We start from the raw sequence: 13,930 nt of genomic DNA on the forward strand, positions 1-13,930 counted from the left end.
CGGAACGCTCCGCCCGTCAGACGGATTGATATGACGGACCGCTCCGTGCGTCGGCGAACACACGGCGGGGGATCGTGGTCTCCTCGATCGCATGCCATGCGATGCGGTCGGCGCGCCCTTCGACGGCGAGGGCCATGTGCAGGTCGGTGCCGGGTGCGAGAGCGTGATGCGGACGCAGCGCCCGGATCGTCAGCCCCCGCCACGTCCGGGGCTCGCCCGAGACGGGGCCGGGATCGATGCGGCCGAGATCCTCGACGAGCCCCGTTCCCCGGCATTTCAGGATGGCCTCCTTGACGACCCAGCGATCGAGAAAGGCCGCCGTCGCATGGGGCGCGGCGGCGATCTCGGCGCATTCGCGGGGGGAGCAGGAATGGGCGGCAATCTCGGCCAGCCGGTCGAAGGGCTTGCGCTGTTCCAGATCGACGCCGAGTTCGGTGCGCCCGATGGCGAGAACCGACACCTGGCCGCTGTGCGACAGGCTGAAGCGCAGGCGCGAGTCGTCGGCGAGCGCCGGCTTGCCGCCGGGAGCGGTGCGCAACGGGACGTCCTCCGGCGCGCGGCCGAGATAGCGGGCGAGCACCGCACGCAGGAAGCGCCGCCGCCGGCGAAGCCGCGCGCGCAGCTCGGCGGTCGCCATGCGCCCGGCCCGGGCTTCCTCCTCGCGGTCGAGGCCGATCGCGTCCATCCCGGCGGGCGCGGCCGATCCGTCCAGAAGCCAAAGGTCGATAGCGCCGTCGGCGGGCAGCGCGAGGGGGCTCACGCGAGATCCTCGACCAGCGCGGCGGCGATCGTGTCCGGCTGCCGGTAGAGGAAGAAATGCCCCCCTTCGAAGCTTCGCTGGCGCACCGGCTCGGCCGTCAGGCCCTGCCAGGATGTCGCCGCCGCGTCGGGGGCGGCGGTATCGCCGAGGCCCGAATAGACGGTGATCGGGCAGGGCAGCGGCTCGGCCGCACGATGCTCGTAGCGATCGGAGAGTTCGAAATCGGCGCGGATCGCCGGTTCGAAGAGGGCGAAGAGGTCGGGATCGGCCGCGATGGCCTCGGGAACGCCGCCGAGCGCCAGGATGCGCTCGCGAAAGCGCGTGGGCGACGGGGGCTCGGGCGTCGTGGCCCGCCCGCACCGCAGCAGCGGCGAAAGGCTGGCGGAGGCGACGAGATGGCGAGGCGGGGCACCGTCCGCGGTCCGCAGGCGCGCGGTGAGATAGGCCACGAGACCGCCGAGGCTGTGGCCGAGATAGGCCGTGGGCATCGGGGCGAGGGTGGCGAGCGCCGCGGCGAACTCCACCGCCATCGCCTCGGCGGTCCGGTGGAGCGGTGCGGAGAGGCGGTTCTCGCGTCCCGGCGCCTGCAAAGGGCAGAGCTCGACGCCGCGCGTGGCGAGCGCCACCGCGAGGCCCCGGAAGGCGGAGGCGCCCCCGCCGGCATGGGGAAAGGCGACGATCCGCACGCTCGCGTCCGGCAGCGGGCGGTGCAGCGACAAGGCCGCCGGCCTCATCGGGCCAGTCCGATCGCCTCGGCCATCTGGTGCGAGGAGGCCGGCGTCTGCGCGGGGATCTCGTGGTTCTGGTCCGGCAGGTCCGTCTCGACGTTGCGAAGCGCCGCGCTGCGCCAGCCGCCGATGGTCAGTGCCAGCGTCACGAGCCCGGTGACGACGAGGAGGAGGCCCATGCCGCGGCCCGGTCCCGTGCCGGTCAGGAGGCCGACGGAGCCGGCCAGCGGCCCGCCGTCGCGCATCAGCGGCTCGAACACCCGGTCGGCGAGCGGCGCGGCGACGAGCATCGCCAGCGGCGGCGCGCTCATGCTCATCATGTTGCGCACGCTGGCGACACGGCCGAGGAGCTCGGCCGGCACCTTGCGCTGCATGATCGTGGTGCTGCTCGCCTCCTCGATCGGGAAGGCCATGAAGGCGAGCGCCAACGCCACCGCGATGACCACGAGGTTGGTCGAGAACCCGCCGGCGATCATCGCGAGCCCCGTCAGCCCCTGCGCCAGGATCACCCAGACGATCAACCGGCGACGGCGCGCCAGAAGGCCCATCAGGAGGCCGCCGGCGAGAACGCCGAGCCCGCCGACCGAGAGCACCGCGCCGGTCTTTTCAGGGGTGGTGACGACGAGAAGCAGCGGCACCACTACGACCTCGCAGGTGGCGAAGAGATAATTGCGCAGCGTCGTGAACCAGAACATGCCGTAGAGGCCCGGCCGCTCGCGCACGAACCGCCAGCCCCCGCGGAAGGCGGCGAAGAAACTCTCGCCCGCCCTGTCCCTGCGTGGAGCGTTCGGCACCTTCACCGCAAGGGTGCAGCCGAAGGCGATGAGGAAGGTGCAGGCGTCGAGGATCAGGAGCGTGGTGAGGCCGAGCGTCGCGACGAGCGTGCCGGCGAGGACCGGCGCCACCACCTGCCCGATGCCGGCCACCGAATGGACGATGCCGTTGACGCCGGCAAGGCGATGCTCGTCCACCATCAGCGGCGTCGTGCTCTCGAAGAGCGGGCGCTGCAGGCCGAGGGCGAGCCCGCTGACGACGGCATTGGCGTAGAGGTGCCAGAACTCGAGGCGCCCCGACAGGAGCAGCGCCAGCATCACCGCGCTCGACAGCGCCGAGAGGCTGTCGACGGCCAGCATCGCCGGCTTCTTCGGCCAGCTATCGGCGATGACGCCGCCGAAGGGCGAGATCAGGATGGCCGGCACCAGCGTCAGGATCGTCAGCCAGGCGAAGGTCATGACGGAGCCGGTCTGGCCGAAGACCCAGATGCCGATGCCGACGCCCGTCAGGGTCGTGCCGACGAAGGAGACGAGCTGGCCGCCGATGAGGATCGCGAAGGGGGCGAGGCTGCGCGGCAAGGCGGCGGCGCTCATGCCGGGCGCTCCGTCGACGGATCGACGGGCATCAGCGTTTCGGCCTCGACATGCGCGGCGGCGACGGCGCGCCCCTGTGCGAGATGCTCGGACAGGCCCGTGCCCCCGTGCCAGACGCGGTGGAGCGCGGTCCCGGCGAGCCCCACGCCCGCCACGGCGTAGACGAGGAGATCGAAGCCGAACCAGCGCAGGATGCGATCGCGCCGGGCGCAGGCGTCGATGGCCGTGCGGTAGCCCTCCAGCGAATGCGAGACCTTGACGTGCAGCGGCACGAAAGCGTTCGGCAGTAGGCGGTTGAGGAGGATCTCGACCCGTCGGCGGGCCTGCGGCACGACATGCCGGAAGCGCGAGCGCAGCTCGTCGAAATTCTCGATCGAGAGATCGGCCACCGCATCGGTGTGGGGCTTGCGCGCGGTCTGGTAGGCCTCGAACGCCCTGGCCCGCTCCGAGCGCGGGAAGCGCTCCAGGCAGGCGACGAGTTCGAGGACGCTCTCGAAGGCCGAGTTCATGCCCTGCCCGTAGAAGGGGACGGTCGCGTGGGCGGCGTCGCCCACCAGCACGAAGCGGTCGCCATGCGACCATTTCGAATTGCGCTGGGTCGGGAAGTAGGACGGCGGCGTGACGCGAAGGCGCTCCTCGGCATCCGGGACGAGCGCGGCCACGTCAGGAAACTCGCGGCGGAACATCTCGCCGACGAGGCCGATCGCGGCGAAATCGGCCTCCTTCGCGCAGGGGTAGATGAAGTTGCCCGTGAACGAGCCATCCGGGTTCGGCAGGGCGAACATCATGAGATCGCCGCGCGGCCAGACATGCAGCGCATGGGGATCCATCAGCCAGGGATGGTTCGCGTCGGTGCCGGCGGGGATGGCGATCTCGCGGTAGTTCCAGTCGAGATAGCGCTGCGTGAAGTCGGCGCGCTCGCCGCGATGGATGAAGCGCCGCACGGCCGAATAGACGCCGTCTGCGCCGATCACGAAGTCCGCGTCGCGGATCGTCTCGGCCGGTCCGTCGCCGGCGACGGGCGCGATCGTCACGGCGCCGCTCGCCTTGTCGAGATCGCGAAGGGTCCAGCCGAAGCGCACGGTGATGCCCTCGTGCTCGGCCGCCGCGGCAAGAAGCTCGCCGTTCACGTCCGAGCGTCGCGCGCCGTGGAGGGCGACGGATCGATCGGGGCTGTAGGAGAAGAAGGTGGAGCCGAGGCCCTCGTGGCAGGTGCGACCGGTGATCGGAATGGTGCGCGCCTTGACGCGGTCCCAGATCCCGGCGGCCTTCATCGCGGCCTCGCCGCGGCTGCTCACCGTGATGTTGAAGGAGCGGCGGTTGCTGTAGTCGTCCGTGGGATCGAAGGTCTGGCGCTCGATGATCTCGACGCGGGCGCCGCGCTGCGCCAGCATGATCGCGCACAGCGTTCCGGCCAGACCGGCACCGACGATGACGATCTTCTGTCCAGTCAGGGCGGACGGTCTGGCTTCGGGCACGGCGATACTCCGATGAGATCCGCGCGCAGGGGCTCGCCCGGCAGCGTGCTGCCGACCGCGGGCTCCGCGCCGGTCGATGGGTCGACGGGCCGGCCCGCCGTTCAGGCGAGGCGGGCCGTCCGAGATGGGGTCAGCGACCCCGGATCGAAGGCAGGGTCACCCGGAACCTGCCGAAGCAACGTTCGGTAAGCTCCCGGATCTTTTCGAGGACCCGTGCCGGCGACGACAGCCGTTTGAAGAGGCCATGCCGGTCTTCCCTCGCGTCAGGTGCGGCACTGTCATGAGCCGGCTGCTCGTGTCGAATCGTTGTCGGGCCTTGATGCAGGGCGAGACATAGTTGGGAAGCCGTTGGCGCACAATTTTAATTCGTCGCTAACCATCTTTCTCGCAGCAGATGGTGAATAGGTAAAATCCAAATTTCTGACGTGTGCTTCCCAATATTGCGCAACTTCGGCGAGTTTGCGCTGAGACCGAAGCACGCCTATTCGTCTCAAATCAGCGATATTTCAATAAGGCAGGCATTCATTTGCGTAGTTGACCCCGTTGTTTACTACAACGAGATCTTTACCGTAATTCATAACGTCTTCTGCCGATGTCAATGCTATTGGACGTCATCCAAGAACACACGATCGTCATAAGGGTGGCAGATGAGCAAGCACGACAGGACTGAGATCGCGGTCGTCGGAATGGCTTGCCGGTTTCCCGGCGACGTCGATGACGTGCAGTCCTTCTGGCGCTTCCTTCTCGACGGCGGCGACGGCATCCGCGACGTGCCGGAAGACCGCTGGAGCGTCCGGCGCTTCCACGACGCCGACCCCGCCACGCCGGGCAAGGCGATCATGCGCCGCGGCGGTTTCCTCGGCGGCGACTTCGGCGCTTTCGACCCGCTCTTCTTCGGCATCTCGCCGCGCGAGGCCGCCTACATGGATCCGCAGCAGCGGCTGCTGCTCGAAGTCGCGCACGAGGCCATGGAGGATGCCGGCCTCGTTCCGGCGCGTCTCGCCGGCGGCAATGTCGGCGTCTATGTCGGCGGCTTCGCGCTCGACCACCTGATCCAGCTCTCCTCGCCGCTCAGCCGCTCGATCGTCGACACCCACCACACTGCGACCGCCGCGGCGATGACGATGCTCGCCGCGCGCATCGCCTACACGTTCGACTTCCGCGGCCCGGCCATCTCCATCGACACGGCCTGCTCCTCCTCGCTCGTCGCGCTCCACTATGCGGCGCGCGCGCTCCAGACCGGTGAATGCGACGCGGCGCTGGCCGGCGGCGTCAACATGATGATGTCGCCGCAATATCCGATCGTGATGAGCAAGGGCCAGTTCCTGGCGCCAGACGGCCACTGCAAGAGCTTCGACGCGCGGGCCGACGGCTACTCGCGCGGCGAGGGCGCGGGACTGGTGATGCTGAAGCGGCTGGAGGACGCGATCGCCGCCGGCGATCCGATCCATGCGGTTCTCGTCGCGACCGGCGTCAATCAGGACGGCCACACCAACGGCATCACGGTTCCCAGCGCCGAGGCGCAGGCGCGGCTGGTGCGCGAGGTCGCCGCTTCCGGCGACGTCGATCTCGCCGACATCGCCTATGTCGAGGCGCACGGGACGGGCACGCCGGTCGGCGATCCGCTGGAGGCGCGGGCCCTGGCCGAGACGATCGGCGCCGTGCGCGCGGCCGGACATCCCGTCGTGATCGGCTCGGTCAAGGCCAATATCGGACATCTGGAGGCGGCCGCCGGCGTCGCGGGCTTCATCAAGGCCTGCCTCGTCGCGCAGAACCGTCTCGTGCCGCCGCAGGCGCGCCTCGGCGAGCCCAACCCTGCCATTCCCTTCGTGGAGTGGGGCCTGGCGCTGCCGCGCGTGGCGACGCCGATCGCCCCCGAGACCTTCCATGTCGCCGTCAACTCCTTCGGTTATGGCGGCACCAATGCGCATGCGCTGCTGAAGCCCTTCGCCCGGCCCGATGCGGGTCTTGCCGCCGCGCTTCGATCGACCCCCGCCGCGACGCAGTTCCTCAAGCTGACGGCGCGCACCGGGCCTGCGCTCGCCGCGCTTGCCGCATCCTATCGCGGTCGGATCGCCACGGCGGCGCCGGGCGACCTCGCGGCGCTCTGCTACAGCGCGGGCGCGAAGCGCTCCGACTTCGAGCATCGCGCCGTGGTCTTCGGCGACGATCCACAGGCCTTCCTCGCGGCGCTCGAGGCGCTGTCGAACGGCGATGCGGCGGGCGACGTCGTGGTCCGGCAGTCGAGCGGCAGCGACGCGCCCACGGCCTGGGTGTTCTCCGGCATGGGGCCGCAATGGTGGGGCATGGGACGGCGGCTTCTGGCGGAAGATGCCGCCTTCCGCGCCGCCGCGGACGCCGCGGATGCCCTGTTCACCGGCCTGTCCGGCTGGTCGATCCTCACCGAGATGGCGCGCGACGAGGCGACGTCGCGCATGGGCGAGACGCAGATCGCGCAGCCCGCCAACTTCATCGTGCAGATCGGCCTCGCCGCGCTGCTTTCGGCGCGCGGGTTCCGGCCCGCCGCGATCGTCGGCCATTCGGTCGGCGAGGTCTCGGCCGCCTACGTCTCGGGCGCGCTGAGCCTGGAGGACGCCGTCCTCGTCTCCTATCATCGCAGCCGGCTGCAGCAGACGACCGCCGGCACCGGCACGATGCTCGCCGTCGGCCTGACCGAGGCGGACGCGCAGGCCCGTATCGCGGCCTATGACGGGCGCATCTCGATCGGCGCCGTCAACGGGGCGCAGGCGATCACCCTGTCCGGCGAGACCGCGGCGCTCGACGACATCGCGCAGGCGCTCGAAGCCGCCTCCGTGTTCCACCGCTTCCTGCGGGTCGAGGTGCCCTATCACAGCCCGCAGATGGATGTCCTCAAGGCACCGTTGGCGCAGGCGCTCCTCGGCCTCCGGCCGGCGAGCCCCTCCATTCCCCTCTACTCCACCGTCACCGGCGCACGGTTCGGCGACGACGAGCGGCACGATGCCGACTACTGGTTCCGCAACGTGCGCGCGCCCGTGCTCTTTGCCCGCGCCATCGAGGCGATGATCACCGACGGCCACGCCACGTTCCTCGAAGTCGGGCCGAACCCGGTGCTGACCTCGGCCGTGCGCAACGGCGCGGCGGCGATGGATCGCACGGTGGAAGCCCTCTACACGCTGCGCCGCTCGGAGGACGAGACGCTGGCCGCCCGGCGGATGATCGCCGACCTGATCACGGCCGGAGCGGCTGTGGACTGGGCGTGCCTTTCCGGCACGGACCGCTACGCGCGCCTGCCGACCTATCCGTTCCAGCGCGAGGTCCACTGGGTCGAGAGCGCCGCCACGGCGGCCGATCGCCTCGGCCGGGACGCGCATCCGCTGCTCGGCGCGCCGCTGGAGGGGCCGACGCCGATCTTCGAGGCCGACGTCTCGGTGAACTACATGCCCTGGCTGCCCGACCATCGGATCGAGGGCGACGTGGTGTTTCCGGCCGCCGCCTATGTCGAGGCGGCGCTTGCCGCCCATGCGGCGCTGGAGGGCGAGGAGGGCGCGGTGCTGGAGGGGCTGGATCTCCGCCAGGCGATGCTGGTCGATCCCGACCGGCGCTTCCCGCTGCGCTGGAGCTTCGAGGCGGCGACGCGCACGCTGACGGCGACGACCCGGCCCGGCCGCGACGGCGACTGGCGCGACCATGCCTCGGTGCGGGTTCTCGCCGCCAAGCCCTGGACCTCGCCGGCGCTCGACCTGCCGGCGCTCGAAGCCGCGCATGACGAGATCGTCGACGTCGAGGCGCTCTATGCGGGCCTTGCCGCACGTGGCCTCGACTACGGCCCGGCCTTCCGGACCATCCGGGCGCTCCGCCGGACCGCGGGCTCGGTCCTTGCCGAACTCCGCGTCCACGACGCCCATGCCGGCGAGGCGATCGCCGGGCGCCTGCACCCGACGCTGCTCGACGGCGCGTTCCAGGCCCTGATCGCCGCCTGCGCGGACCGACCCGGCGCGTCGCGCCTCTTCATGCCCGTCGGCATTCGGCGCGTGCTCTATCACCGGCCCGCCGGCACCGCGGTGCGGGCGCTGGGGACCCTCCGGCGGCAGGACGAGACGGCGATCGAGGGCGACATCCGCCTCGTTGCGGCCGACGGCTCGATCGTCGCCGACATCTTCGGCTTTTCCTGCCGCGCCGTCGCCACCGCGCGGGACGCGGCGCCCTCGCTCGATCGCTGGCTCTTCACGGAGACCTGGGTCCCCAACGAGCCGGTCGCGGCCTTTGCCCGCGACGGACGCTGGCTTCTCGTCAGCGACGGCGGCACGCTCGCCGACCGCCTGTCGGCGACGCTCGACCGCCAGGGCGCGCGCGAGATCCTGGTGCTCACCGGTGCCGAGCTCTCGGGCGAGCGCTTGGCCGCGATCGATATCGCCGATCTCGACGCGGTCATCGACCTGCGTCCCGCCGAGGCCGACGGCGCGGGCGACCCGGTCGGCACCGACCATGCGCAGGGACTGGCGGCGCTGGTGAAGGCGCTGCCCGGCGCCGAGGTTTCGCCGCGTCTCTATCTCGTGACCCGAGGCTATCGCCCGGCGGACAGCATCGCGCCGGCGATCGCCCAGGCCGCCGCCGCCGGGGCGCTGCGGGTGGTGGCGCTGGAGCGCCCCGATCTGCGCCCGACCCTCGTCGATCTCGACGCCGACATCACGCCCGCCGTCCTCCGCCGGCTCGGCGCGGAGATCGTCGCCGATGGGGCGGAGGACGAAGTCGTGCTGCGCGGCCCCGAGCGCCTCGTCGCGCGCATCGCACGGATGCCGGGGATCACGGCCGGGGCCGAGACGCCGGTGGCGGTCTCGACACTTGCCGAGGACGTCCGCTTCCGCCTCGACACCGGCGCCGGGGGCAGCTTCGAGGCGCTCGGCTTCCGCGAGACCGAGCGCCTCGCACCCGGTGCCGGCGAGGTGGAACTCGCGATCCTCTCGGCGGCCCTCAACTTCAAGGACGTGCTCAAGGTTCTCGGCGTCCTGCCGAAGAAGGCCTACGAGAACACGTTCTTCGGCGAGACGCTCGGCATGGAAGCCGCCGCCGTGGTGACGGCCGTCGGGGCGGGCGTCTCGCGCTTTGCCGTCGGCCAGCGCGTGGTGGCGGCGCTGCCGGACTGCCTCGCCTCGCATGTGACGATCGCCGAGGATCGCCTCTTCGCCCTCGATCTGCCGGCCGGCGCCTCGGGGCCCGAGAGCGCGACCATTCCCGTCGCCTTCATGACGGCCTGGTATGCGCTCAACGAGCTTGCGCGACTGAAGGCCGGCGAGCGGGTGCTGATCCATGCCGCGACGGGCGGCGTCGGCCTTGCCGCGATCCAGATCGCGCAGCGCCTGGGCGCCGAGATCCATGCCACCGCCGGCAATCCGGAAAAGCGCGAACACCTGCGCGCGCTCGGCGTCGCCGGGGTCTACGACAGCCGTAGCCTCGCCTTCGCCGAGGAGATCCGCACCGCGACCGGCGGGCGAGGCGTCGATGTCGTCCTCAACTCGCTTTCGGGCGATATCTTCCAGGCGACGCTGCCGCTGCTGGCGCCCTTCGGCCGCTTCGTCGAGATCGGCAAGCGCGACATCATGGAGAACGGGCGGATCCCGATGGGGCTCTTCAACGAGAACCTCAGCTTCTCCTCCGTCGATCTCGACCGCCTGATGGCGGAGCGCCCGGCAACGGTCGCCGCGCTTCTGGCCGACGTCGCCCGGCTGATGCGCGAGGGCGTCGTGACGCCGCTGCCGGTCACGCGCTTCAAGGTCGCCGACCTTCCCGACGCGCTGCGCCACATGGCGCAGGCCCGCCACATCGGCAAGATCGTGGTGGATTTCGAGGACCGCGCCGACCTCGCGCTCGTGCCGCGGCGCGGCAGCGTGGCGGCGATCCGCCCGGAGACGGCCTCCCTCGTCACCGGCGCCTTCGGCGGCTTCGGGCTCGAGCTCTGCCGGTCGCTTGTCGCGCGCGGTTGCCGCCATCTGGTGATGGTGGGCCGTTCGGGCGCCGCGAGCGAGGCGGCGAAGGCGGCGCTCGCCGAATTCGCAAGCCTCGGCGTCCACGTCATCGAGGGTCGCCTTGACGTCGCCGACCGGGCGGCGGTCGATGCGCTGCTCGGCGAGCTCGACGCGACAGGCGTTCCCCTGGCGGGCGTCTACCACGCCGCCGCCGTGCTCGACGATGGCCTCATCGACAATCTCGACCCGGCGCGCATCGCGCGGGTGATGCGGCCGAAGGCGCTCGGCGCGCTGACGCTGCACGAGGCGACACTCGGTCGCCCGCTCGACGTCTTCATGCTCTTCTCGTCGGCAACCGCGCTGATCGGCAATCCCGGTCAGGCGAGCTATGTCGCGGCCAATGCGGTGCTCGACGCCCTGGCGCGTCGCCGCCGGGTCGAGGGCCTGCCGGCGACGGCGGTGGCCTGGGGCGCGATCGGCGGCGCGGGCATGCTCGCCGGCGACGGTCCGGCCGCGCGGCAGCTGGAACTCGCCGGCGTGCGCCAGATCCCGGTGCGCAAGGCCATCGCCGCCCTCGACGCCGTGCTGGCCGCGGACCTTCCCGATGGAGCGCTCGCCGTCATGGACATCGACGTCGCCACCTGGAGCGGCCTGTTCCCGCAGACCCGCGAGATCCCGCGCTTCAGCGCCCTGATCGCAGAAAGCGCACCGGGCGACGAGCGCTCGGGCGCCGCCGCGAAGCTCGCGGCGCTCGATCCGGCGGATCGCCTGCCGGCCGTCGTCGAGGGCATCACAGGCGTCGTCGCGGGGGCCATGAAGATGCCGGCGGCCCGCATCCCGGCCGACCGCCCGCTCTCCGATCTGGGCATCGACAGCCTGATCGGCGTCGAGCTGCAGTCGGCGCTGGGCCAGCGCTACGGCGTGCAGATCTCGCTGCTCCAGCTGTCGAAGGGGGCGAGCGTCACCGATCTCGCGCGCTCGGTGCTCAAGCGCTTCGATCTCGATCCCGGCGCCGCGGGCGACCGGCTGGCGGCCTGAGGGGGCTTGGCGATGACATCCTGGTTTCGGCACGGGCCGGCTCGGCCGGAGGCGACGGCGCGCCTCTTCTGCCTCCATCACGCCGGCGGCGGCGCGTCGTCCTTCGCCGGCTGGGCCGCGCTGGCGCCGCCCGACGTCGAGATCTGCCCGGTGCAGCTTCCGGGCCGCGAAAACCGCATGGCGGAGGCGCCCTTCACCGACATGGAGGCTCTGGCCGCGCGTCTCGCCGACGCGATGGAGCCGATGCTCGACCTGCCCTATGCCCTGTTCGGGCATTCGATGGGCGCGCGCCTTGCCGCCGTGACGCTTGCCGAACTCGCGGCGCGCGGCCTGCCGGCACCCGCGGCGCTGATCGTCTCCGCCAGCCGGGCGCCCCACTATCCCCCGCTCACCCCCGACCTGCACGCCCTTCCCGACGATCGCTTTGCCGAGGCGCTGGCCGCGCTCGGCGGGCTGCCCGACGCCATCCGCCGCTCCGGCGAGATGATGGCGATGACGATGCGCATCGCGCGGGCCGATTTCACGGTGCTCGAGACCTGGCAACCGCCCGAAGGCTTGCGCGTGCCCGCCGCCATCCTGGCGCTCGGCGGGGCGGACGATCATCTCGCGCCGCGTTCGGCGCTCGAATCCTGGGCGGACCTTTCGAGCGGCGGGTTCCGCCTTCGGCTCTTTCCCGGCGGCCATTTCTACCTGAGGGACCAGGCCGCCGCCGTCGTCGCCGAAGCCTGTTCGGCGCTGTTTCGCGGCATCGACGCCGCCCATCGCGGCGCCCGCGTGCCCGTGCCTTGCGCCCGGCCGGAGACGCACTCGTGAACCAGCAGGTCCGCCTCGACGACGTCCGGTCCGAGACGCTCATAGCTTGGGAGACCGGCACGCTGCTCTTGGTGGCCGAGGCCTGGGCGCGCGATCGGCCCGATGCCGTCGTCTATTCCTGGCTGGAGGACGGCGAGACCGTCTCGCGCGACATCACCTTCGCGGCCTTGCGCGACGAGGCGCGGATCGTCGGCGCGAGCGTCGCCCGGTTCGTGAAGCCGGGCGAGCGGGTGATGCTGCTCTACGGCGACGGGCCGGACACGGTGATCGGGCTTCTGGGCTGTCTCTATGCCGGCGCCATCCCGGTGTCGGGTGTTCATGCCGGGGCGCTGAAGGCCTTTGATCGCTTCACCGGCGTCGTGCGCGACTGCGGCGCGACGGCGGTGCTCGGCCCGCATGCGGTCCTGTCGGAGATGCAGGGCATCGACGAGGACGCGGTGGACGAACTGGGCCTGCGCTGGCTCGCCAGCGACCGGCCGATGGCCTCGCGCTCGGGCGAGGCGGAGGCCCTGCCGGGCCTGGCCCGCGACAACGGCGACCTCGCGCTGATCCAGTATACGTCGGGCTCGACCCGCATGCCGCGCGGCGTCGCGCTGACGCATCGCAATATCCTGCACAACCTCGCGACGCAGGCCGAGTGCTTCGGTTATCGGACCGGCGATGTCGGCGTCTCCTGGCTTCCGCTCTCCCACGACATGGGCCTGATCGGCGCGGTGCTGATGGCGCTACAGGTCGGCGGGCGCTGCGTGATGTTTTCGCCCGCGCGGTTCCTCAGAAGACCCGAGCGCTGGCTGAAGGCGATCGCCGGGTTCGGCGCAACCATCTCGGGTGGGCCGAACTTCGCCTACGACGTCTGCGCCCGCCGGATCGCGCCCTCGGTGCTCGAAGGGCTCGACCTCTCGCGCTGGACGCACGCCTTCAATGGGGCCGAGCCCGTGCGCCAGTCGGTGCTCGACCGGTTCGCCGCCTTCGCGGCGCCGGCCGGCTTCCGCCCGCAGGCCTTTTATCCCTGCTACGGCCTGGCCGAGGCGACGCTCTTCGTCACCGGCGGCCAGCCGGGCGCGCCGACCACGGCGGCAACGATCGACAAGGCGAGCCTCGAGGCCGGTCGCCCGGTGCGGGCGGCGCCGGACGCCGCGGCGGGCTCGACGGCGACGCTCGTCGGCTGCGGGCGCATCGCCGGCGGACAGCGGCTGGAGATCGTCGATCCCGGTGCGGGCGTCGCGCTCGGCGAGGGCCGGGTCGGCGAGATCTGGCTGCAGGGGCCGAGCATCGCGTCGGGCTATTTCGCGCCGCGGGTGCAGGATGACGGCATCTTCGCGGGGTCTCTCGCCTCGGGCGAGGGGCCGTTCCTGCGGACCGGCGATCTCGGCTTCCGGCTCGACGGCGAACTTTTCGTCACCGGCCGCGAGCGGGACCTCATCGTTCTGCGCGGCCGCAATCACTATCCGCACGACATCGAGGCGACGGCCGAGGAGGCGCATGCGAGCGTCCGTCAGGGCGCGTCGGCCGCCTTCATGACCGGGGACGAGGACGATCCCGGCTTCGCGCTCGCCTGCGAGATCGCTCCGTTGGGCGAGGCCGACATGGCAGCGGTCGCCCACGCCGTCGCCGCCGCGGTTTCGGCCGCGCACGGGGTCGGTCCGCGGCGCGTGATCCTGCTGGCGGCCGGCGGCGTGCCGAAGACGCCGAGCGGCAAGATCCAGCGGTCGCTCCTGCGCGCGCGGATCCTCGATGGATCGGCCGAGCTCCTCTTCGACCATCGCCCGCGTGCGGCCCGCCCGCCCGCAGAGGCCTGACG

General features: G+C 71.6%; 7 protein-coding genes. 3 read left to right on the top strand and 4 right to left on the bottom strand.

Annotated features, from left to right (window positions below):
- Positions 1 to 16: 16 nt before the first annotated feature.
- Genes AUL33_RS09880 through AUL33_RS09895 form a run of 4 tightly spaced genes read right to left on the bottom strand, consistent with a single transcriptional unit; the run spans position 17 to position 4,333 of the window.
- The gene (locus AUL33_RS09880; RefSeq protein ID WP_062207089.1) at positions 17 to 760 is read right to left on the bottom strand and encodes a 4'-phosphopantetheinyl transferase superfamily protein; all 744 of its coding nucleotides are present in this window, start codon (positions 758 to 760) and stop codon (positions 17 to 19) included.
- A complete protein-coding gene (locus tag AUL33_RS09885) occupies positions 757 to 1,494 on the bottom strand; it encodes a thioesterase II family protein (RefSeq protein WP_062207090.1) in 738 nt (245 codons plus the stop codon). Before AUL33_RS09885 ends, AUL33_RS09880 begins: the two co-directional genes overlap by 4 nt.
- Complete coding sequence (locus AUL33_RS09890; RefSeq protein WP_062207092.1) at positions 1,491 to 2,855, bottom strand: MFS transporter; 1,365 nt, start codon at positions 2,853 to 2,855, stop codon at positions 1,491 to 1,493. The genes AUL33_RS09885 and AUL33_RS09890 overlap by 4 nt, the downstream gene beginning before the upstream one ends.
- The gene (locus AUL33_RS09895; RefSeq protein WP_062207094.1) at positions 2,852 to 4,333 is read right to left on the bottom strand and encodes an NAD(P)/FAD-dependent oxidoreductase; all 1,482 of its coding nucleotides are present in this window, start codon (positions 4,331 to 4,333) and stop codon (positions 2,852 to 2,854) included. Before AUL33_RS09895 ends, AUL33_RS09890 begins: the two co-directional genes overlap by 4 nt.
- Before the next feature lie 647 nt (positions 4,334 to 4,980).
- On the opposite strand from AUL33_RS09895, the gene AUL33_RS09900 reads away from it, so the two are divergent.
- The 3 genes from AUL33_RS09900 to AUL33_RS09910 are packed head-to-tail and all read left to right on the top strand — an operon-like array spanning position 4,981 to position 13,928.
- Positions 4,981 to 11,316, top strand: a complete 6,336-nt coding sequence (locus tag AUL33_RS09900) for a type I polyketide synthase (RefSeq protein ID WP_062207096.1) — start codon at positions 4,981 to 4,983, stop codon at positions 11,314 to 11,316.
- 12 nt (positions 11,317 to 11,328) lie between these two features.
- On the top strand, positions 11,329 to 12,129 hold the full coding sequence (locus AUL33_RS09905) for a thioesterase II family protein (RefSeq protein WP_062207097.1): 801 nt from the start codon (positions 11,329 to 11,331) through the stop codon (positions 12,127 to 12,129).
- Positions 12,126 to 13,928 (top strand): fatty acyl-AMP ligase, encoded by a 1,803-nt coding sequence (locus AUL33_RS09910; protein ID WP_062207099.1) that lies wholly within the window; start codon positions 12,126 to 12,128, stop codon positions 13,926 to 13,928. The genes AUL33_RS09905 and AUL33_RS09910 overlap by 4 nt, the downstream gene beginning before the upstream one ends.
- Positions 13,929 to 13,930 lie beyond the last annotated feature (2 nt).

Source organism: Aureimonas sp. AU12 (genome assembly GCF_001463705.1).
GTDB lineage: Bacteria > Pseudomonadota > Alphaproteobacteria > Rhizobiales > Rhizobiaceae > Aureimonas.

Excerpts from the sequence above, each read along its gene's own strand:
- AUL33_RS09905 (WP_062207097.1), top strand. The coding sequence starts at position 11,329 with ATGACATCCTGGTTTCGGCACGGGCCGGCTCGGCCGGAGGCGACGGCG.
- AUL33_RS09900 (WP_062207096.1), top strand. The coding sequence starts at position 4,981 with ATGAGCAAGCACGACAGGACTGAGATCGCGGTCGTCGGAATGGCTTGC.
- AUL33_RS09890 (WP_062207092.1), bottom strand. The coding sequence starts at position 2,855 with ATGAGCGCCGCCGCCTTGCCGCGCAGCCTCGCCCCCTTCGCGATCCTC.
- AUL33_RS09885 (WP_062207090.1), bottom strand. The coding sequence starts at position 1,494 with ATGAGGCCGGCGGCCTTGTCGCTGCACCGCCCGCTGCCGGACGCGAGC.